This window comes from Bacteroides sp. Marseille-P8574 (assembly GCF_902825465.1).
In the GTDB taxonomy this organism is placed as follows: domain Bacteria; phylum Bacteroidota; class Bacteroidia; order Bacteroidales; family Bacteroidaceae; genus Bacteroides; species Bacteroides uniformis.
The window spans coordinates 790,655-813,924 of the sequence record NZ_CADEBE010000002.1; the positions used below are offsets into that span (position 1 = coordinate 790,655).

The window sequence follows — 23,270 nt, forward strand, 5'->3', positions numbered from 1 at the left end:
ATACCCACTACGGAACGAACATAACGGCATTTAGGCTGTTTGTTAAAATTTATCAATGGCAAGATAATATTTTATAACTTACTGAATATCAGTATGCTTACAAAGAGTCACATTCAGTATACGATTGAACCCTATTCAGTATACGACTGAATGGCATTCACTATACGACTGAATTAGGTTCAGAATACGACTGTTCTTAAACCTACATTATTTGTAAATAATGCAGATTATTATCCGATTCTTGTTTCTGTTCGTAAACCACATATAAAGAAAGTATTAGCATCTCTACTCCCCCGGACATTCACTACCTAATAATAGTTATTTTATGCTGTTCAACATAAAAAGGGGAATCTCTCTTATAAAATTACGGAATTTATTCAGTATTTTTGCGCGCTCTAAAGGATAACATTATCTAACCTACTAACAAAAACAAATTTTATGGAATTGAACAAAACCTTTACCAATGGGCTTTGGAGCAAAGAAATCAATGTCAGTGATTTCGTCAGTAAAAACATCGCACCCTATACCGGAGATGCATCTTTTCTGCAGGGACCTACCGAACGTACCAAACGTATCTGGGACATCTGTCTGAAAGCTCTCGAAGAAGAAAGAAACAACAATGGCGTCCGTTCACTGGACAATAGCACCGTATCTACCATTACTTCTCATAAAGCCGGATATATTGATAAGGACAATGAACTCATTGTCGGTTTGCAGACCGATGAACTGTTGAAACGTTCCATCAAACCTTTCGGAGGCATCAACGTGGTAGCAAAAGCATGCCGTGAAAACGGAGTGGAAGTGGACGATAAAGTAAAAGACATCTTCACCCATTACCGCAAAACACATAACGACGGCGTATTCGATGTATATACCGAAGAAATCCGTTCCTTCCGCTCATTGGGATTTCTGACCGGTCTTCCCGACAACTATGCCCGCGGACGTATCATCGGTGACTACCGGCGTCTGGCACTCTACGGCATCGACCGACTTATCGAAGCCAAGCAGGAGGACTTGCGTAACCTTACAGGCCCGATGACCGAAGCACGTATCCGCCTGCGCGAAGAAGTGGCAGAACAAATCAGAGCCTTGAAAGATATCAAAGTAATGGGTGAATATTATGGGCTTGACCTCAGCCACCCGGCTACATCTGCCCAAGAAGCCGTGCAATGGGTATACATGGCATATCTTGCTGCCATCAAAGAGCAGGACGGTGCTGCCATGTCACTGGGTAACGTATCTTCTTTCCTCGATATTTTCATCGAATACGATTTGGCTCATGGAAAGATTGACGAGACGTTTGCGCAAGAACTGATAGACCAGTTCGTCATCAAGCTGCGCATGGTACGCCATCTGCGTATGCAATCATACAATGATATCTTTGCCGGTGACCCGACTTGGGTGACCGAAGCCATTGGCGGCCGTTTCAACGACGGACGCGTGAAAGTCACCAAGACTTCTTTCCGCTTTTTGCAGACGCTATACAACCTCGGTCCTTCTCCGGAACCGAACTTGACCGTATTGTGGAGTCCCGAACTGCCGGAAGGTTTCAAGGATTTCTGCGCCAAAGTTTCTGTAGATACCAGCTCCATTCAGTACGAAAACGACAACCTGATGCGTGAAGTGCGCAACTGCGACGACTACGGCATCGCCTGCTGTGTATCCTACCAAGCCATCGGCAAACAAATCCAGTTCTTCGGTGCACGTGCCAACCTTGCCAAGGCCCTGCTGCTTGCCATCAACGGTGGCCGTTGCGAAAACACCGGAACTGTCATGGTGAAAGGTATTCCCGTATTGACCGGCGAAACACTGAAGTTTGAGGAAGTTATGGCCAACTACAAGAAGGTACTGACTGAAATAGCCCGTGTCTACAACGAGGCCATGAATATCATCCACTACATGCATGATAAGTATTATTATGAGAAAGCCCAGATGGCATTCATCGATACCGACCCACGCATCAATCTGGCATACGGTGTCGCCGGCCTTTCCATCGCCATAGACTCACTGTCCGCCATCAAATATGCCAAAGTCACTGCACGCCGCAACGAAATCGGCCTGACCGAAGGTTTCGACACCGAAGGCTCATTCCCCTGCTTCGGCAATAATGACGACCGTGTGGACCACCTGGGAGTAGACCTCGTTTACTATTTCAGCGAAGAACTGAAAAAGCTGCCTGTCTACAAGAATGCCCGTCCCACCCTTTCCTTGCTGACTATCACCTCCAACGTGATGTACGGCAAGAAGACCGGTGCCACTCCGGACGGACGCGCCAAAGGTGTTGCCTTTGCTCCGGGTGCCAACCCAATGCACGGACGTGACAAGAACGGTGCCATCGCTTCCTTGAGCTCCGTAGCCAAATTGCGCTACCGCGACTCGCAGGACGGCATCAGCAATACGTTCTCCATTGTTCCCAAATCACTGGGCCCGACACCGGAAGAACGTGTAGAGAACCTGGTAACCATGATGGACGGCTACTTCACCAAAGGTGCCCACCATTTGAACGTAAACGTACTGAACCGCGAAATGCTGGAAGATGCCATGGAACATCCTGAAAAGTATCCGCAACTCACCATCCGCGTTTCCGGCTATGCCGTGAACTTCGTGAAGTTGAGCCGCGAGCATCAGTTGGAAGTCATCAGCCGTTCATTCCACGAAAGAATGTAATATGATAAATGTACACTCCTACGAAAGTATGGGAACATTCGACGGGCCGGGTCTCCGGCTCGTCGTTTTCCTGCAAGGATGTCCGTTCCGTTGTCTGTATTGTGCCAATCCGGATACGATTGATGTAAAAGGAGGCACTCCCACCACTCCGGAAGAGATTCTGCAAATGGCTATCAGCCAAAAGGCATTCTTCGGGAAGAAAGGAGGTATTACTTTCTCCGGCGGTGAGCCTACCCTGCAAGCAGAAGCGCTGATTCCTCTTTTCAAGGAGCTGAAGGCGAACGGCATCCATATCTGTCTGGACAGTAACGGAGGCATCTGGAATGAAAAGGTGGAAGAGCTCTTTAGTCTGACTGACCTCGTGCTGCTGGACATCAAGCAATTCAATCCCGAACGCCACCGCACGCTAACGGGACGGAGCAACGAACAGACACTCCGCACCGCTGCCTGGCTCGAAGAACATGGGCGCCCCTCCTGGTTGCGCTACGTACTGGTTCCCGGTTACAGCGATTCGGAAGAAGACATCCGCCTACTGGGTGAAAGTTTCGGCAAATACCGGCAAATACAACGGGTGGAAATACTTCCTTATCACCGTCTGGGCGTTCACAAATACGAAGCCATGGGATGGGATTACAAATTGAAAGAAGTAAAGGAAAATACTCCGGAACAACTGGAACGGGCAGAAAAACTGTTCAAAGAGTATTTCACGAATGTGATAACCAACTAAAACAGAAAAGCAAGGCTGTCTGGAATCATATCCGGACAGCCTTGCTTTTCATTTATAGGACAAGAACCCTATTCTTCCAAGTTATAGGTAATCTGCTGTACATCATCACTACTGCCACCCACCATAAAGACGAAATCACCAGGTTCTACCATATAATTCATCTCATTGTCATAGAATCCCAGTGCATCGTCAGTTATCTGAAAAACTACAGTTTTGCTTTCACCCGCATTCAGATGAATTTTCCTGAAGCCCTTCAATTCCTTTATCGGGCGCGTAACAGACGCTACCTTATCTTGCACATACAACTGGACTACTTCCTCTCCTGCACACTTACCGGTATTAGTCACTTTTACCGATACCTCCGTATGGACGCCTGCAGCCTTGCCCGGCAGCAGTTTCAAATCAGAATATCCAAAATCCGTGTACGAAAGCCCATATCCGAAAGGATAGGCAGGCTCAGTGGAAGCATCGATATAAGATGCCTTATAGGTCTGTTTCAATGCGGTAGGGCGGCCGGTGCTCTTATTCTGATAATAAATGGGAATCTGTCCTACGTGTGCAGGAAATGTTATGGGCAATTTAGCCGAAGGATTATACTCTCCCCACAACACATTGCATATGGCATTGCCGGCCTCACTTCCCAGCCACCAAGTACACAGTACCGCATCAGCATGTTCCCTTATCTCATTGAAGATTACCGGACGCCCACACATGACAAGAGCAATGACAGGTTTTCCAGTCTTTGCCAGTTCCGACACCAGCTTCTGCTGCCCCTCGGGTATGGCTATATTCACTTTGGAAGCCTTCTCGCCACTCTGACCGAATCTCTCGCCTACCGCCACAACAATGACATCCGAAGCCTCAGCAGCCTGCAATGCTTCCTGCAGTCCAGTCAATTGATTGCTCTTCATATCATAGCCTTCAGCATAGTTCACCTCCAGTCCTTTCCGGACCAGTGCATCATACAAGGTCACCACTTTGCTCCGGTCCGTAGTGGCGGCCCAAGCGCCTGCCATATCGTATTGGGATTTTGAGAGTCCTCCTATCAAGGCTATCTTCCTCGTCTGTGCCGTCAACGGAAGCACGGATTCCCTATTCTCCAGCAATACAACGGAACGCTCGGCCATACGGAGCGAAGCATTGCGGACTTCGGGTGCATTGAGTATTCTGGCTGCTCTTTCCGGATTACAGTAGCGAAAAGGGTCCTCAAACAATCCCAACTCATATTTCTTCTCCAAAATACGCCGTACTGCATCATCAAGCACACTCTCCTTTACTTTCCCTTCTTGAACAAGCTCCTTCAGATAAGTCAAGTAGCAGGTACTTACCATCTCCATGTCCAGACCAGCATTCAGCGCTTTGGCTGCGGCATCTTTCTTGTCAGCAGCATAACGGTGGTTCACCAATTCCTCTACCGAATTATAATCGGACACAACAAATCCCTTAAATCCCCACTGCTCTCTCAATAGCCGGTTGAGCAAGAAATCATTGGCAGTACAAGGAATATTATTAAAATCATTGAAAGCACTCATCACGGTAGCTGCTCCTGCCTTTATGGCCGCCTTATAGGGAGGCATATAAAAATTGGCAAAGTGGCCCATTGACATATCCACACTATTATACTCCTTTCCTGCTATCGGTGCACCATATCCGGCAAAATGTTTCATACATGCCATGACAGTCGTCGTGTCCGCCAAATCGTCTCCTTGCAAGCCTCTGACACGCGCCTCCGCTACCCGAGAACCATAATAAGGGTCCTCACCGGCCCCTTCCATGACGCGTCCCCAACGTGCGTCCCACGAAATATCCACCATCGGGGCAAAAACCCAGTTCAAACCATCGGCGGCACTTTCCAAAGCATTGTAGCGTGCAGCTTCCTCAATCATGGCCAAATCGAAACTTGCAGCCTCGGCAAGCGGAAGCGGAAACCCGGTACGATAGCCGTGGATAACATCCAGTCCGAAAATTAAAGGAATGCGCAAACGCGACTGCAGAGCAAGTTCTTGATAACGGCGTATGTCCTTTACTCCTATCACATTCAGCATAGAGCCTATTCTGCCTTGCCGGACATACTCTTCTTTAGGAATATTTCCACCGTCGGGTCCGGTAAAATTCCCCCGGTAGGTGCATTGTGCAAGCTGGCCTATCTTTTCGTCCAGCGTCATCTGTTTCATCAAATCGGAGATAAATTTCTCCTTCTCCGTAGTTTGTGCCGAGGTAAAGCTGTTACCAAATCCCCACAGACAAACCATCAGTATTATTATCTTTTTCATACCGCCATTCTTGTTTTGATATTTATTTTATCATAAAACAACAGTTGCCTTCAACGGCAAATCAGCTGAAGAAGGACCTGCCAGAATCTCAAAAGTCCCCTTTTCCACTACAAACCGATGTGATTCCACATCATAGTAGGCAAAGGCTTCCTCATCCAGCAATATCCGAACGCGCTTGGTTTCCCCCTTCTTCAAGTAAACCTTATCGTAGCCTTTCAACTCCTTCAATGGACGCGGAACAGAACATTCCACATCCCGCACATATACCTGAGCCGCTTCCGCAGCATCCATCTTTCCGGTATTCTTGATGTCAAAGCTTACTGTAACCCGGTTTCCCCCCGTCTTCTCAACACTCAGATTACTGTATTCAAAACTACTGTATGACAGTCCATACCCGAAAGGATAGAGCGGCTGTTTTCCATTCCGGTCATATCCCCTATAACCTACGAAAACACCTTCGGCATACTGCACCCGTTTATGAGGTACATTGCGATTGTCATAATAATTACCATATACCGGATTATCTTCCCATTTTTCCTCGATGCTGACCGGCAGTTTGCCACTTGGCGAAAGCTTGCCCGTAATGATTTCGGCAAGGGCCTTTCCACCCTCCTGCCCCGGATACCATGCCATCAAAATAGCTTGTACATTCTGCCCCCAATTGCGGAAATCTATTCCACCTCCGGCATTCACCACCACAGTCACATTATCATGAAGTGAAGCCACTTTATTAATGAGATATTCCTGCCCGTATGACAATGCAAACGGACGGTCGAACCCTTCACCTTCTGTACTGCTGTTGAACCCGGCACATACAACAACATTCCTGGCATGCTTCAGTGAAGAGGCCAAACGCTCCTCATCCATCATTCCTGCCTGGAAACTGACAGTCGCCTCACCCACATTATCAAAATATTCAATACGCAACTGGTATATCTCCCCTGCACTGACCTGCATAAATGCACTGCGGGTACTGAATGAATGGTTCCCCCAATCTCCGGTAATCAGCTTATCGTTTACAAACAGACGGTATCCATCATCGCCAGCCAGCTGGAACTTGACAGTTCCATCCTTGTCAGCCTTGTAAACTCCCGTCCAACGGGCAGAAAACTGATCTACCGGCATGCCGTCGAACGGTGCACCGTATTTCCAGGCATAGTCTATGGCAGGCTCTATGGCAGCCTGAAAGAGCTCTCCGGTAAGATTACGAGTATTATAATATTCGCTCTTAAAACCGTTTTGCGTAAAACTGTCATCCGTATAAATCTGTTGGGACATATCCTTATAAAGAAGGCTGTCAGACAGCAGCTCTATCTGTCTGCCGCCCTTCAACTGAACCATACCGTCATAGAGCGACACTACCGAATAAGGGGTGACAAATCCGCTTCCCCCTCCTGTGGGAATAATATCGGCATTAGGCCCGATTACCAATGTTCTACCGTTCCGGTAAGGCAACGTACCGTTGTCATTTTTCAATAAGACTACTCCTTCTCTCGCCAAGTCAAGTGCAATTTCCTTAGACTGTGCATTGTCTTTATCGATAGATTTATCTTCTCTCGGAGTATCAAGTGCTCCAAAAGCAATCAATGTCTGGAGTATATGCCGGACTTTGGCGTCAATGGTCTCTTCCTTCACTATACCATTCTCTATTGCCGGAATAAGAATTTCCCTGGTCATGAATTTACCGACGGGCATTTCCAAATCCAACCCTCCATTAGCGGCTCCCACACCGGAATATACAGATGTCCAGTCGGACATCAGGATACCTTTAAATCCCCACTGTTTGCGTAATACATCAATGTTCAGCCAGCTGTTTTCGGTGGCATGCACCCCGTTCAGCGGATTATAGCTATCCATGACCGCTCCTACTCCTGCTTCCTGCACAGCTTTTCGGAACGCGGGAAAATAAATTTCCTGCAACGTGCGTTCATCCACATCCGAGCTGGCATGATGTCTGCTCCACTCCTGGTTATTGGCTGCAAAATGCTTCACCGTAGCCATGACTCCCTCTTCCTGCACTCCCAAGATATATTCTTTAGCTGTTTCGCCCGTCAGATAAGGGTCTTCACCAAAATACTCATAGTTTCGCCCGCATAGAGGAGAACGGTAGATATTGACTCCGGGCCCTAACAGAATACTTACCCCACGGGCCTTTGCATCCCGGGCCAAACCATGTCCCAGTTCTCTGGCCAACTTACGGTTCCATGTCGAAGCCGACAAGATGCCACAAGGATACAAGGTACTTTGAGTATTGTTACGTATGCCTTGCGGACCATCGGCCATCCTGATTTCGGGTATACCAAGCCGGGGCACAGCACGGATATAAAAAGATTTGGGACCGGAAATGTAATCGATTTTTTCTTCCAGAGTCATTTGAGAAACCAACTCCCTGGCACGTTGTTCCGCCTGGGGAGTAATACACACTTGTGCTTTTGCCGTGATTGCACAACAAAGCAATAGCCCGCTTAAGGCTACTTTCTTTTTAATCTTCATTTTGTCTATTTTACTACGTGTTTGTTATATTGCCGGGCATGTCCCGACCTACTTTCTTTCTTCTCAATCAATAAAAAACCGTGTCCCTTCATCCACCAACGAAGAAACACGGCCGAAAGTTATTAAGAAAATTCAGAATCTACAAGAAAGTGGACAAAAACATGTCTGTCCTGCCATCAATAAGTAAGACGTATGCCGGCCTGCAACGTAAAGTTACACGGGTTCTCCTTGCGTATAGTCTGTATCGACGAACCGTCATCAAAGAAATAGGATACTCCCGGTTCCACATACAAGCCAACCCTATTGCTTATGTTATACTGGGCACCGACAGCACCCATGACAGAAAGCTGTACCGGTTTCACAGTCTCACTCTCAGTACCAATCTTGCCATACACACATTTTTCAATGGCCCCCCCCGCCGAAACATACATCGTAAAGTTCTTTGTATCCACAAAGTTCCAGTTGGCCCGTACCGGAATACCAATATAATGCAGCTTCTGGCTTATCTTTTCCGAGCTGCCCTCATACCTTACGTCAGAAGCAAGATAGGTATACGTCAGCCCACTTTCCACAGAGAAACCCTTCGCCAAGTTTTTCCGCACCGAAACACCGAAACTGAGCGGTTGTTTATGGTCTATATCCGCAATCTCCTTTTCGCGTCTTTGCAGATAGGGCATACCATCCTTGAAAACCAGTTCCTGCCCGTCGGGAATGGTGACAATACCATTGGCCGTAGAGGATAAATCTACGTTACCGCCATAAATAGGACTTCCAGGCATGTAGTCCGACATGACATTCGCTTCCCCTTCATTCGCCAATGAAAAACCTCCCGTATTTCCTACGGACAAGCCAACCGCCCATCCTTTAGCATCCCTACCAGAACTGTTTCTTTCCGGAAGATGCAGTTTGTCTCGGCCTGACGGACGATAGCGGTCTTTCCTTGTTCTCTCCGGTTCCTCTGCCTGCATTGTGGTCTCATGGTCCGTATCTTCCACTACCGGCTCTTCCGCCTGCTGCCCAATACCGACAGCCTCATCTGCAGTTTCAACCGGCAACATTTCCTCCTGCCGCTCATCGTCAACCGATATTCTGATATGTTGTGCAACCAAAGGGCGACTTGCCTCCCTATTGGGTGCCGATGCATTTCCATGTGCCCGATAGGCAGGCTCTATGGGATTAGTCCGTACGGCAGGTACCGTCTGTTCCGGCAAGACATCCGGAGCCACAGCCAAAGCAGGCACTGACGTATGCCGCATTTCATTCCCTACCGGACTCTGCAACAGCCACAGACTGACGGACGATACTGCCACCAGCAGCACAGCTGCCGCAGCCACCGCCCAGCGACGGAAAGGCATCATCCTATGCGATCCGGTTATCGGAGTTCCGGAAAGGGACAATTCCTTTTCCAACCGCTCCCATCCGGCAACCGGCAACGGTTCGGAATAGTCTTCCAGCTTATCCTTTATCTTTTTCAACCACAATTCATCTTCCATACGTTCCTTCATTTAATCATTTCTTTTCATCCACTCACGTACTTTTGCCGCTAAAGTCGCCTTAGCACGCGTCAACTGCGAGGCAGAGGATTTTTCATTAATTCCCAATAGTCGAGCAATCTCCTTATGGGATTTCTCTTCAAAAATATATAAGTTGAATACAGTACGATAACCGGCAGGCAATTCACTGATAAACTGCATCAGCACCTTTTGAGGAATGACATCTATCGACGAACCTTCCGGTTCTTCATAAGCTTCGGGTGCATTCTCCAAGGCCGATGACTGATTCATCACATCATTTTTCCGCAAATACTGCAATACCGTATTCACCATTACGCGTTCCATCCATGCCCGCAGAGAGCCCTCTCCCCGCCAAGTGAACTTATCGAAAGAATCAAAAAGTTTCAGAAAACCGTCATGCATCAGGTCTTGGGCAGTCTCCCGGTCACCTGCATAACGGAGGCATACGCTGAGCATGCGTCCCGCATAGCGCTCATACAGTTCTTTGCGGGCAAGGTTGTCCCCTTGCCTACAGCGTTCTGCCAATTCCTGTTCTTCCATTCTCTCTTTTAACACGTGTTTACCTTAAAAATGCAACTGGCGCAAAAATACTGCATCAGGCAGAGAAGAAAATCACACTTTTATTTCTTTAACAGTATACTACGCAGTATTTAGCTTTTCACCGCATTTTCTGAATGCAAAAATAAGTTTTAAACAGAAAAAGAGCTAAAACCTACCACTTATGAAGAAACTGAGAATGACATTGGCAGCATCCATGCTTTTATTCCTGACTGCCATTGTATTGCAATCATGCCTGGACGATTGGGATGACGAATATGACACTTTGTTCGCCGTAGGTACGGTGAAGGTCATCGAAGGAAAAGACTACTATTTCTCACTGGACGAAGGCAGTAAACTATATCCCAGTGACACAACCTATGTTCACAACTATGCCGTAATAGACGGCCAGAGGGCTTTCATCTACTTCCGCGAACTGGAAGAGAAACTTCCAGGCTACGAATACAATGCCCAAATAAAGCACATCGAAAATATTCTGACCAAAGACATCTACTCCATGCCTGCCGAAAAGGCGGACAGTATCGGAGACGACAACATCAACGCCACGGATTTATGGATTACGGGTGAGTATCTGAACATCAAGTATCAATTCTACCACAGTAACAACGAAGATAAGAAGCACATGCTGAACCTGGTCATCAACGAAGCATCCACCGGCGAGAACGACAAACCGGATTACGTCAATCTCGAATTCCGCCACAATGCCTACAATGATAGCCAGCTCACACTGGGCACCGGACTGGCCTCCTTCAAGCTGGACAATATAGCGGAACAACTAAAAGAGAAAAAAGGACTGAACATCCGCGTCAAAAGTCTATATGACGGTGAACGGTTCATGACCATAGACATTAAAAAAGAAAACAACTAAATCTCCTGAAAACACATTTTTCAACATCTCAATGAGAAGCGGAGTAACATTTCAATATGTTGCTCCGCTTTGTTTTCCATAACTTATCAGAATTCATTGTTCAAGCAAGTCAGCCTCAACGAAGCGTTGAACGCTTCGGCAGACAATCGCGTCCTGACCTGTACCTGCACGCTGCTCTTCGGCTGGACATCAAAATAATTGTCGCTATATACACTTTCATTGTCAGCAACGGACAAGCATACGGCACGGGCAAACTTGTCTGCCGAAACCGTCACTTCATATCCGCCTTCAATGGAACGGACTTCGACCTGCAAATCCACTTTCGGATAATTCATATTCTTCTGCTTGTCCAGACAGTAGTTGTTATGGTACACCCTGCCCGATTTGTCCGTATAGTCTACGCGGACATATACCATTCCTCTACCTGCCCCCTCCAGCAGCTTGGCAAACGGTGCGGAAAAACAGACACGGCTGTCATTACCGGAAATGCCGACAGATTTGTCCCAGTGATAAACCACGGTTCCGTCGAACCGGCAGACCTGGAGCTGCAGCCGGCCGGAAGTATTCTCCAAGCGGTCGGACACTGCATATACTTTCAAATCATCCCCCTCCACTACCGGAGAAATCAGGATGTCATCATAGACCTTGCGAGTATAATAGTGCTGCGCCTTCCAGCGTCCGTAATAGTCACGGCTCGCCCAGGAAGCTACGGGCCAACAGTCGTTGTGCTGCCAGAAAAGCGTCCCCATATTATACGGCATTTGGCGGCGGTGCGACTCGATGGCCGTCTTGATGGCATCTCCCTGCAGCACATGGTTCATATAAAGGAATGCCCGGAAATCACGCGGTTTTTTATATTCATTCAACAGGTAAGTCTCAATCAGCCCGTTGGCATGGTCGCCACCACGCTGATGGGACATCATCACCTCGGAACGTATATCCCAGTCTTCGGGGTAAGGAGCATAGCGCTTGACGGAGTCGAACTCTGGAAAAGACTGAAAGCCGTACTCGCTGAAAAAGCGGGATTTCTCGCTGTCATAATCAGAAATGGGTGCTTTACCATGCCAGACACTCCAATAGTGGCGGTCCCCGTCAGTAGTACCGGACATCTCTCCCTCGAATGCGAACGGAGAAGAAGGCCAATAGAAGGTTCCGGGTGCATACTCCCTGACCACCCCGGGTAAGGTGACATGATACTGCTGCCGGTACTGTGCCCAAATCTTGTCGGCATATTCCTTGTTCTGCCGTTCTATCTCACGCTTCCAGCCCCAGCCCAGCCAGGCATCCTGGCATTCATTATTTCCACACCACAAAGCAATGCAAGCATGATTGCGCAAACGTTTCACATTGTCCACCGCCTCCTGATGGATATTATCGAGCAGGGCGCCTTCTGCCGGATACATGCTGCAGGCAAACATAAAGTCCTGCCAAATCATGATTCCATACTCATCACACAAATCATAGAAGACATCGTTCTCATAGATACCTCCGCCCCAGACACGCAACATATTCATGTTTACACCGGCGGCATCGAGAATCGTCCTTTTATAATTCTCGGGAGTGACGCGCGGCAGGAAGTTATCCGAAGGGATGTAATTGGCTCCTTTGGCAAAAACCGGACGCCCGTTCAGCTCTATATAGAAAGTATGCCCGTCCTTATCCGGCTGATGTACCACCTTCAAAGAGCGTATGCCCACCCTTTCGGTTTTAGAGTCCAACAATTCCCCACCTGCAATGATATCCGTACGGAAACGATAAAGGAAAGGCTCCCCCAGTCCATTACTCCACCACAGCTTCGGCTTGTGAAGGACAAAATCAACGGTCACCTGATTGGTGCCTCGCTTCAAATCCGCTTGCCACTCGCCAAGCACTCTTCCAGTAACCTCATCCGTTATCGTGACCAACACTCCATTCATATCCTTATCGGCATCCAGCTCCACATGTCCGGCAATCACGGCCCTGCCTGCACCGACTTCCTTCTGCTCGATAAACACATCGTTGATTCTCAAATCGCTCCAAGCCCTGATATACACCGGACGCCAGATGCCGGAGGTAACCAGACGCGGCCCCCAGTCCCAGCCATAATGATAACCTGCCTTACGGGCAAAAATGCTTATCTTCTTATTGAACAAGCCCCCGTTTTCAGACTGGTCATTGGATGCCGGATACTGGTAAGGAAGTGCATCCCATTTGGGGACGTCTATCTTTACCGGCGAATGGAAGTACACCTTCAGTATATTATTCTCCTCTCTGATGTACTGCCTGACGGGGATAGACCAGCGACGAAACATATTGTCCGCTTTCAGTATACATTCATCATTCAAATAAACGTCAGCGTAAGTATCCAGCCCCTCGAACACAAGCTCCATATTCTCTTTCCGCATCATGTCGGCAGCAAGAGTAAAGCAAGTTTCATAAACCCAGTCTTCCTTGTCAATCCATTGCAATCCCCGTTCGTTCAACCGGAAAAACGGGTCTTCAATAATCTTGTTCTGCAGTAAGTCTGTGTGGACTACTCCCGGAACTGTAGCCGGATACCAATTGGTCAGTCTCGCCTGCCGGAATTTCCAGCCTTCATGAAGGTTCTTTACCGCTGTTTTTAGTTTCATACGAGTGTGTTTCATAGTTTTCTTTGACTACTCTAAATTACGGATAGACAAAAATACGACATTCAAAGGATACTTTATAATATCTTCTTAACGAAACATGATACAATCCCGTACACACCTACCGGGTCAGCGTCGCTGCACATCTGCTGCAGTGTGACTGCAAACGTGTTGCAGCGCTACTGCATATATGCTGCAGTGACACTGCATATGTGTTGCAGCGCCACTGCAAAGCTGAATGCAGTAGCACTGCAAAAAGCATGCACTTGCTTTGCAGTGGCAATGCATTATCCCATCGCCTTATTCGGGCTTTCGATAATCCTCGCTTCTTCGCTGTGCCCATCAGTAGGCAGCCTCAGCAACGGGAGATTGATGACACAAATTATACTTCACTGGGCGGAACACCAAACTGCCGCTTGAAGCTGCGCGAGAAGTTGGCCAGCGAAGAAGCTCCCACCTTGTAACACACTTCGCTCACAGTGTATTTGCCCGTCTGCAGCAGTTGCATAGCCGTGTTCATGCGATAAGTGATAAGAAAGTTCTGCGGTGTTTGTCCCGTCAACGACTTGACTCGGGCATACAAGCTGCTGTAGCTCATCAGCATTTCCTTTGCCAGCGAGGTAATGCCGAATGCCTCGTCATCCAAGTGCTTGTCCAGCAACGTGTGCAAATTCTCCAAAAACTGACGGTCTTGTTCATTAAGTATCGCTTCTCGCGCCTCTCCCCTCGGTAGGCTTTCCGAGGTGAGGTTTTGCACAATCCATTGCATCCGTTTACGGTTTTCCAACAGATTGTTTATGACGGCTTTCAGATAGAAGGGGTCGAAGGGCTTGCCCACGTAGGCATCAGCACCACAATCCAGTCCTTTGATACTGCTGTCCATATCGTTCTTTGCCGTTAGCAGAATAATGGGAATACGCCCCCAATCGGCACTTGTCTTGATAGTCTTGCACAACTCGTAGCCGTCTTTCCGAGGCATGACCACATCACTCACAATCAGTTCAGGCAACTCCATCTCTAATCTGTCTATGGCTTCCTCTCCATTTTCCACGACAACGATATTGTAATCTGGCGACAACAGCACTCGCAGGTATTCGCGCACCTCCTGATCGTCTTCTACAATGAACAACGTGTTCTCCTTAGAGACTACTTTTTCTACGGCATTCGTCTCGACTGCCGGTATGGGTATCTTGTACTCATTGTCTTGTGCCCGTTCCTCGGGACTATATGCTGTCAGCGATTGTGGGATACTAAGAGTGAAGCAAGCCCCCTGAGGGTGCTTGGAAGTGTAGTCTATGTTTCCCTTATGCAGGTGTGCCAAATATTGCGCATAATTCAGACCGATGCCCTTACCATTCACATTGGGGTATTTCTTATCAGCTCCCAACCGTTCAAAGCGATCAAACAGTTGTTTCTGTTTTTCGGGCAAAATACCTTGTCCCGTATCGGCCACGCATATTTGTACGTTTTTCCCGTCGCTTTCCACAGTAATGTCGATACTCCCCCCTTCAGGTGTGTACTTAATGGCGTTACTGAGCAAGTTATAAAATATCTTTTCCACCTTCTCCGTATCAAAACAAGCCACCGTATCCTGCTTCTGTTCAGCGTGCATGTTTATCGTCAGCCCTTTTTCGTGGGCAATAAACCGGAAGTTCGCTATCTGTGCCTGAACGAAAGCTACCGGGTCTACCACGGCAACCCGGAGTTGCTTCTCGTCCTTCTCACCTTCCTTGGGGTCAAGCAACTGCTTCACAAGCCGCAACAAGCGGTCGGCATTGCGCAACATGATATCCACCAAGCCACGCTCATGTTCATTCAGATTGTTTTCTTTCGCCAGTTCTTTCAACGGGGCATATACCATGGCTAGCGGTGTACGTACTTCGTGCGAAATGTTGGTCACAAAGTCTATGTGTGCCTGATTTATCTCCTTTTGGTACTTGACCAATGCCAGTCTCTCCTCTTGTGTCCGCCAACGTATAATTAGCCGGATGACCAGTAGCACCAGCCCGATACCGACCAGCCAGTATAACACAATAACCAAGGGCGTAGCCCATGGTGCAGGGTGAACAACCACCTCCTTGGTCAGTTCGTTCTTGCACCACTCTCCGCTCAGTATGCGAGCTTTCACCTTGAACGTATATTTTCCGGTAGGCAGGTTGGAATAGGCCACCCGCTTGTTGGAACCAGCGTCAATCCAGTTCTTGTCGAAGCCCTCTAGCATATAGGCATAGTTCAGCAGAGAACCCGCCTCTAACTTTAATGCCGAATAGTAGAACGTAACTGTATTCTCCCGATAAGACAACGATAGTTTTTCCTCGCTCTTATTATGTATTCCCCCGTTCACCAATATCATGTCCAAATTCAGCGGGATATCCGGTTCTTTCTCGATGGGTACATCCGGATAAATGACTGTAATGCCACCCGAGCCTCCGAAAAACAAGGTACCGTCTGGTGCCACTGCCGCACAATTCAGCGCATACAGCTTCCCCTTGCAGAAGTAGTTATCATATAAATAAGAAAATGTTTTTTCCTGCACATCATACTTTCCTATATGCGTAGACGAACTAAACCAGATGTTCCCTTCCTTGTCTTCGATTACTGCCTTCAAGCTGTTGTCTATCAGTCCCGACGATAAATCAAACCGCTCCAGCCATTGTGTGCGTGGGTCGTAATGCACCAGCCCGGTATTGTAAGTCCCTATCCAGTACGTATTGTTCCTATCGATAATAAGTGAATTCGGGTTGGGCAAATAAAGAGAATCCAACGGGATGAACTGTTGGTCTTCACCAAATTTATAGATACCGTTGGCCACCGTATAGAGAATCATTGTACCCGATGGGCGCAATGTCTGCAACTGCGAAAACGAAATGCTGCCCGGTGCATACCGGTAAGTGAACTTCCCGTCGGCCGCCAGCGTGGCAAATCTATCAGCCAGCGTAACCCAAATACGTCCTTCCTTGTCTTCACTGATGGAAAACACATTGGCCGGGAAGGTATAATGGTTCTCTTCCCGTACGATTTTCCCCTCCCGGATAGCATACTGCCGCACCTCCGAACGGTTCCGGATGACCCACAACCTATTCTTCGAGTCAATAAAAATATGCCCGTAAAGGCCACCATCTGCCAAGTGGAAAGCTATCTTATCACCACCTATATCATAACTGGCAATATCGTGCGAGGAGCGCATCCACAAATAGCCCTCATAGTCGAACAAAAGATTTTTCACGAAGGGGTCTTCCAAGCGTTCGAAGATGGACGACAAATTGTTAAAGGCTGCCTTTTCGGGATAATAGTGAAAGTCGTTCTCTTGATCAGACAGCCATATTCCGTTGTTTGTATCGATGAAACAGACATATCTATCCCCCTTCAACTGTTGCTGCACATGGATACGTGTCAACACCCGTCGAGCCACATCGTAACGGTACATTCCCTCACCCGAAATACCTATCAACAGGAAGTTTTGCCGATAAGGAAGCACGAAGTGTATTTTTTTGTTCTGTGTAGCCTCCATAAAGTCAGTAGGTAAAAGCAGTTCTTCCCACGTCTTTGCGTCATAACACAATAATCCTTTACTTGTAGTCACCCACATGTGGTGGCTGGCGTCTTCCACAATACTTTCTATATAGGTATCCTTAGAGCCATTCAGCGTCCGCAACAAGTTCAAGTCTCTGTCCAATATATAAATATCTGTGGCATGGTGCCTAGCGTTGGCCGTCCACACTTGCTTTTGACTGGAAATGGTAATAGCACCGACTATGCTCATGCCTGGTTGTAGATAATATTTTTCCTCTTTCAGCGTCTGCTTGTTCACCTTGGCCACCCCCTTACGATCAGTAATAATGAGCCACTCGTTATCCAGATCCAGCACACGCCCTATGGGATTGAAGCCTACCTGTTGCGGATGTCTGAATATACCATCCTCCCACACGCACAATCCGCATTCATTTGACATCCACAAACGGTTATTGGCATCAAACATTAAATTATCCACATAGTCGCTATTGAGCGCTGTGGACTCTTCTTGCGCATAATATACAGTATAATTCGAACCGCTGAAACGGTTCAACCCGTGATTGGTCCCTATCCAGATGTAGCCTTTGGGATCTTCGGCAAACGAAGTAATGAAGTTACTTGATATCTGTTCTACCAGCGGAAACTGGGCTGGCAGGGGTACAGACCACAACATCAGTAATAAGGCATAAATGCCTTTCCATTGCAGTTTGAGTTTTTTCATACAAGTAGTATGTCATTTAAGGTTCACGTGAAACATCAGTATTCTTTTTCTCTGTACAAAATTATATAAAACGAGCGATAATCAAAATATATCCTTGCTTTTGTCAAAAAGTACATGAGCAATAAATGGGGTTCCAACTTAGAGATTAGCGGTTAGTGATGGGTGGATACAAGTAAGAAAGGCTTATTAGGAATATATAGGCAAAGACTTGTCTCAATGTTGAAATCATACGCTTTAAACAACATTAAGTAGATTTTGATAAATCAATTAAAGATTTTGATAACATCATACAAACGATTTTCACCACATTTGGGGCGATAAAAGACCAAATGTTATGCGAATAAGTAAATCTGGTATTATGAAGTTGAAGACGGTTTCCTTGCTATGTGTAGGAAGCGTTTTGCTGTGCGGCATTTTAGCTTGCTCCAACCAGGCCAAGCAGAGCACAGAGGAAAACAATGATGAACAACAATTGTTCATTGGTGATAACATTGCCGTAGCTCAGACCCAATACGGCAAAGTGAAGGGCTTTATATTAAAGGGTATCTACAATTTCCGTGGAGTGCCTTACGGGGCAAGCACGGCGGGTGAGAACCGCTTCATGCCTCCTCGAGAACCCGAACCGTGGGAAGGCATTCGACCTGCTGTATTCTGGGGTGACACAGCCCCACAAAAGACCAAGGGGAAGTATCGCAACAGTTACAGCACGCTTGTAGACCATTGGAACTATTATGATGTAAGCGAAGACTGCCTTATGTTAAATATTTGGACGCCCGGACTGACGGATAACAAGAAGCGTCCCGTGCTGGTGTGGCTACATGGAGGCGGCTTTACCAACGGTAATGGTATTGAACAAGATGGTTATAATGGCGAAAATATCAGCCGTTATGGTGACATCGTGTTCGTATCCATCAATCATCGTTTGGGGCCTATCGGGTTTTCCGATCTTTCGGTGGCCGGTAAGGGATTCGAAGCATCGGGCAATGTGGGCATTCTCGACCTGGTCGCCGGCTTGAAATGGGTACACAACAATATCGGGCAATTTGGCGGAGACCCCGACAATGTCACTATCATTGGCCAATCGGGCGGTGGTTCCAAAGTGTGTACTCTGGTGGCCATGCCCGAAACGCAAGGGCTTATCCACAAGGCCATAGCTTTGAGCGGAAACTCTACTGATGCCATTGACAAGAATTACAGTGCAGCCGTAGGCAAAGTAATCTTGCAGGAAGCCGGCTTGAAGCCTTCCGAAGCAAATAAATTACAGCAGATGCCGTGGCTCGACTATATTGAGTTAGCAAACCGTGCTATGGCCAAGTATAACGAACAAGCTGGCATTACCGGTCGCCGCAGCAACTTCGGTCCTATCGCCGACGGTACACATATTCCTATGGGCGGATTTTTTACCAATCCCTCAGCCCCCTCGGCCAACATCCCAATGATTTTCTGCACTACCAATTGCGAATTTTCCCTGAGTCGTGACAACTCCACTTTGGAGCAGATAGACAAGAAACAATTAGTTGAAATGATAAACCAGATGAAAGGTGGGAACGGTGACAAGATAGTCGACGCTTATGCCAAAGCCTTCCCAGACAAAAAGCCTATCGAGTTGCTTGGTTTAATATTGAGTTCACGTGAAAATGTCATTGCTACAGCCAACCAGAAGCTGACACAAAAGGCCCCGGTCTATTTGGCATGGTTCGGTTGGAATCCTCCCTTGTTCGACGGCCGCATGCGCGCCTTCCATTGTCTGGACATCTGCTTCTGGCTGAAGAACACCGACTTAATGATTACCCATACAGGCGGTGGTAAGCGTCCGCGCGACCTTTCTATGAAAATGACCGATGCTTTGTTGAACTTCATGCGCATCGGCAATCCCAATTGTGCAGGCCTGCCCGAATGGCCACAGTACACAGCTGAGAAGGGTGCCACGATGATGCTCAACGATGTCTGTGAGGTGGTTTACGATCCCGATAGGGAAGCACGTGAATCCTTAAAATAAAGCTCTTCATTTTTTATTTAAAGATTGTTGCACTATACAACGTGAGAGATATGTTAAAAAGTAGTTTTGTGTGAACCCTAAAACACGAAAGAGAATGTATTATCCTTAATATTAACCTTATAATTAAAATGTGAGAAATGCATATGAAAAAAAGTGTAATTTTATGTTTTTGCAACGTAGTTTTGTCACTCGCACTAACACTTGCTTGTATACAAGCAGTTCCGGTACAAGCATCTCCTCTGCAGTCAAAGACGATTACGGGAGTAATAACATCGGGTACGGACGGTTTTCCCTTGATTGGAGTAAGTGTCCAAGTACAAGAAAATTCTACCGGTAGTATCACTGACCTTGATGGTCGATACTCAGTGCAAGCCAGCGAAGGGCAGACCTTGGTCTTCTCTTACATTGGCTTTAAGTCGCAAACCATCAAGATAGGCACATCTTCTATCATTAATGTGGTACTGATAGAAGACAATGAAATGTTGGACGAAGTCGTGGTTGTGGGCTATGGTGTCCAAAAGAAAAAATTAGTGACAGGTGCCACCGTCCAGGTAAAAGGCGACAAAATCGCCGAGCTGAACACCACCAATCCTTTGCAGGCCATGCAGGGACAGACACCTGGTGTAAACATCACTTCTATTTCCGGCCAACCGGGTGAAAGCCTCAAGGTTAGCATCCGTGGTTTGGGTACCATAGGTAATGCTGAACCATTGTATCTGATTGATGGCGTTCGCGGTGACATCTCCAACCTGAACCCTGCCGACATCGAAAGTATCGACATCTTGAAGGATGCCGCTTCCGCTGCCATCTACGGTGCGCAGGCAGCCAACGGTGTAGTGTTGGTGACGACCAAGAACGGTAAGGAAGGTAAGGCTGTAGTGTCATTCGACGGTTACTTCGGTGTACAGAACGTGGCAAAAGAAGTGAACTTATTGAATACCGAACAGTACATGATGATTATGGACGAGTCGCACCGCAACTCTACCGGTTCTGGATATAATTGGAGCGGCTATAAGTCTATTTATGATGCAAACGGTAATCTCTATGATGTAGATTGGCTGGACAAAATGTTTGAAGACAATGCTCAAATGCAGAGTTATACCCTTGGTATTACGGGTGGTTCAACGGTTTCCCAATATGCCATTTCGTTGGGTTACATGTCACAGGAAGGTATTGTTGGCGGTAAGGACGTGTCTAACTTCTCCCGTTACAACTTCCGCATCAACTCTGAGCACAAGTTATTCAAAAATCTACTGAAGGTGGGAGAACAAGTTAGCTTCGTTTACCGTGATAAGACTGGTGTCGGCGTAGGCGGCCAATACGATAACTCGTTGCGTGGCGCTTACGAAATTGCTCCATTTGTTCCCATTTACAGCGATAACAACATTTACGACATGCCCTACAATGATACCTCCAATTCCGATTGGAATCAGGAAAGCGGTAACCCTTATGGTTTAATGATGATGCGCCATAATCAAAACAAAAACGTCTTCTTCTCCGGCAACGCTTATGCCGAATTGCAGCCCATCAAGAACCTAAAAATTCGTACTGTATTCGGTGCTAACTACAGTACCAATGAATACCGCAACTTCAACCCGATATACCAATTCGGTTCTACAAGCCGTAATACTAATACCAGTGTTACCCAAAATATGCAGCATGTATTGGAACTTACATGGACCAATACGGCTACTTATGACTGGAAAGTTAATGACCATGCCTTCAATGCCTTGATCGGTATGGAGTCCTACCAATACAATGGCACTTACTTAAGTGGTAGCAATTCTTCCTTGAAAGAAGGATTCGACGATTGGGAACATGCTTACATCAGCAATGGTACAGCTTCTTCTACTGCCAGTGGTTTAGGTGTCAGCGGTTATCCATTGGATGAAAACCGTACGGTCTCTTACTTCGTCCGCTTTGGTTGGAACTGGAAAGAGACCTACATGCTGAACGCTACGGTACGTGCCGACGGTTCTTCCAAGTTTGCCCGTGGCCATCGTTACGGTTATTTCCCATCCATCTCCGCAGGCTGGATCATGACCAACGAGAAATTCATGGAAAGTACCCGTAGCTGGCTCGACTACTTTAAGCTACGTGTCAGCTGGGGACAAGTAGGTAACCAAAACATTGACAACTACCAATACTTAGCACCTATCACGTCGCAATATATATATTACTATTTCGGTAACTCGCATCAAAATTCGTCTACCGAAGCTGCGGCATTAGGTAACAACTGGGGCGCTTATCCCAGCCGTTTGGCCAATGAAAAGTTGACATGGGAAACTTCTGAACAGACCAATATCGGCTTCGACGCTCGCTTCTTCGACAGCCGTTTTGGTGTGAACTTTGATTTCTATATGAAGACAACAAAGGATTGGTTACTCACAGCTCCTATTCTGAATACGGCTGGTACAGGCGCACCTTACATCAATGGTGGCGATGTAAAGAACACCGGTGTGGAACTGGCTTTGACTTGGGATGACACGTTAGGTAAGGACTTTAAATATAACATCTCACTGAACGGTTCCTACAACAAGAATGAGGTAGGTAACATTCCTACCAGCGATGGTATCATCCATGGTGCAGGCGATGAGTTGTACAACAATGCCAGCGAATTCTACCGTGCAGAAAATGGCCAACCTATCGGTTATTTCTGGGGCTATAAAACTGCCGGTATCTTTCAAGATACACAGGAAATAGATGAATGGCGTGCCGCAGGCAACGGTATCCTGCAGTCTAATGTACAGCCGGGCGATGTGCGCTTTATGGACCGAAACCATGACGGTCAAATCAACGACAAAGATAAGGTGAACTTAGGCAACGGTACTCCTGATTTCACGTTGGGTTTGAACTTGGGCTTCGTTTACAAAGGCTTCGATTTCTCCATCGTGGCAAACGGCGCCTTTGGCCAGCAGATTGTGCAGTCTTACCGTAACCACACCCGTCCTACACCAAACTACACCACAGCTATCCTTGACCGGTGGCACGGTGAAGGCACCAGTAACCGGATTCCGCGCGTTACAGATAGCAACATCAACTATCAGTTCTCTGACTTATTTATACAAAATGGTGACTACCTGCGCCTAAGTACCCTTACGTTGGGTTATGATTTCGCCAAATTATTCAAGGGCAAAGCAGTCAGCCAAGCTCGCCTATACTTTCAGGTACAAAACCTATTCACCATTACCGGGTACGACGGTATGGATCCAGAAATCGGTTTTGGTTCTTCCAACAATTCTTGGGTATCGGGCCTAGATTATGGTTATTATCCGCGCCCCCGTACTGTTCTTGTAGGTGTAAATCTTAAATTCTAATTTATAAAAATACG

At 47.1% G+C, this 23,270-nt stretch carries 11 protein-coding genes; 5 read left to right on the forward strand and 6 right to left on the reverse strand.

The window, feature by feature from the left end:
- Positions 1-438: 438 nt before the first annotated feature.
- On the forward strand, positions 439-2,667 hold the full coding sequence (gene pflB / locus HUX74_RS15925; RefSeq protein WP_117600363.1) for a formate C-acetyltransferase: 2,229 nt from the start codon (positions 439-441) through the stop codon (positions 2,665-2,667).
- Position 2,668: 1 nt separating this feature from the next.
- Entirely contained in the window at positions 2,669-3,394 is a 726-nt protein-coding gene (gene pflA / locus HUX74_RS15930) for a pyruvate formate-lyase-activating protein (protein WP_138345567.1), read from the forward strand.
- 68 nt (positions 3,395-3,462) lie between these two features.
- On the opposite strand, the gene HUX74_RS15935 is transcribed toward pflA, so the two are convergent.
- The 4 genes from HUX74_RS15935 to HUX74_RS15950 form a co-directional block, all read right to left on the reverse strand.
- Complete coding sequence (locus tag HUX74_RS15935) at positions 3,463-5,667, reverse strand: glycoside hydrolase family 3 N-terminal domain-containing protein (RefSeq protein ID WP_174647009.1); 2,205 nt, start codon at positions 5,665-5,667, stop codon at positions 3,463-3,465.
- 30 nt (positions 5,668-5,697) lie between these two features.
- A complete protein-coding gene (locus HUX74_RS15940; protein ID WP_174647010.1) occupies positions 5,698-8,160 on the reverse strand; it encodes a glycoside hydrolase family 3 protein in 2,463 nt (820 codons plus the stop codon).
- A gap of 176 nt (positions 8,161-8,336) precedes the next feature.
- The gene (locus HUX74_RS15945) at positions 8,337-9,665 is read right to left on the reverse strand and encodes a porin family protein (protein WP_138345574.1); all 1,329 of its coding nucleotides are present in this window, start codon (positions 9,663-9,665) and stop codon (positions 8,337-8,339) included.
- Positions 9,666-10,214: an RNA polymerase sigma factor gene (locus HUX74_RS15950; protein ID WP_005831669.1), complete on the reverse strand. Its 549-nt coding sequence runs from the start codon at positions 10,212-10,214 to the stop codon at positions 9,666-9,668.
- A 181-nt stretch (positions 10,215-10,395) separates the two neighbouring features.
- Here HUX74_RS15950 and HUX74_RS15955 point away from each other — a divergent pair, with 181 nt between their 5' ends.
- Entirely contained in the window at positions 10,396-11,100 is a 705-nt protein-coding gene (locus HUX74_RS15955; RefSeq protein WP_138345576.1) for a NigD-like protein, read from the forward strand.
- A gap of 86 nt (positions 11,101-11,186) precedes the next feature.
- Here the strand turns inward: HUX74_RS15955 and HUX74_RS15960 are convergent, their stop codons facing one another.
- Both HUX74_RS15960 and HUX74_RS15965 read right to left on the reverse strand, forming a co-directional pair.
- A complete protein-coding gene (locus tag HUX74_RS15960) occupies positions 11,187-13,724 on the reverse strand; it encodes a glycoside hydrolase family 2 protein (protein WP_174647011.1) in 2,538 nt (845 codons plus the stop codon).
- Positions 13,725-14,088: 364 nt separating this feature from the next.
- Positions 14,089-17,940 (reverse strand): hybrid sensor histidine kinase/response regulator transcription factor, encoded by a 3,852-nt coding sequence (locus HUX74_RS15965; RefSeq protein ID WP_174647012.1) that lies wholly within the window; start codon positions 17,938-17,940, stop codon positions 14,089-14,091.
- A 334-nt stretch (positions 17,941-18,274) separates the two neighbouring features.
- Here HUX74_RS15965 and HUX74_RS15970 point away from each other — a divergent pair, with 334 nt between their 5' ends.
- Together HUX74_RS15970 and HUX74_RS15975 are read left to right on the forward strand one after the other, a co-directional pair.
- Complete coding sequence (locus HUX74_RS15970; protein ID WP_117589634.1) at positions 18,275-19,939, forward strand: carboxylesterase/lipase family protein; 1,665 nt, start codon at positions 18,275-18,277, stop codon at positions 19,937-19,939.
- A 143-nt stretch (positions 19,940-20,082) separates the two neighbouring features.
- Positions 20,083-23,256, forward strand: a complete 3,174-nt coding sequence (locus HUX74_RS15975; protein ID WP_174647013.1) for a TonB-dependent receptor — start codon at positions 20,083-20,085, stop codon at positions 23,254-23,256.
- The last annotated feature ends 14 nt before the right edge of the window (positions 23,257-23,270 follow it).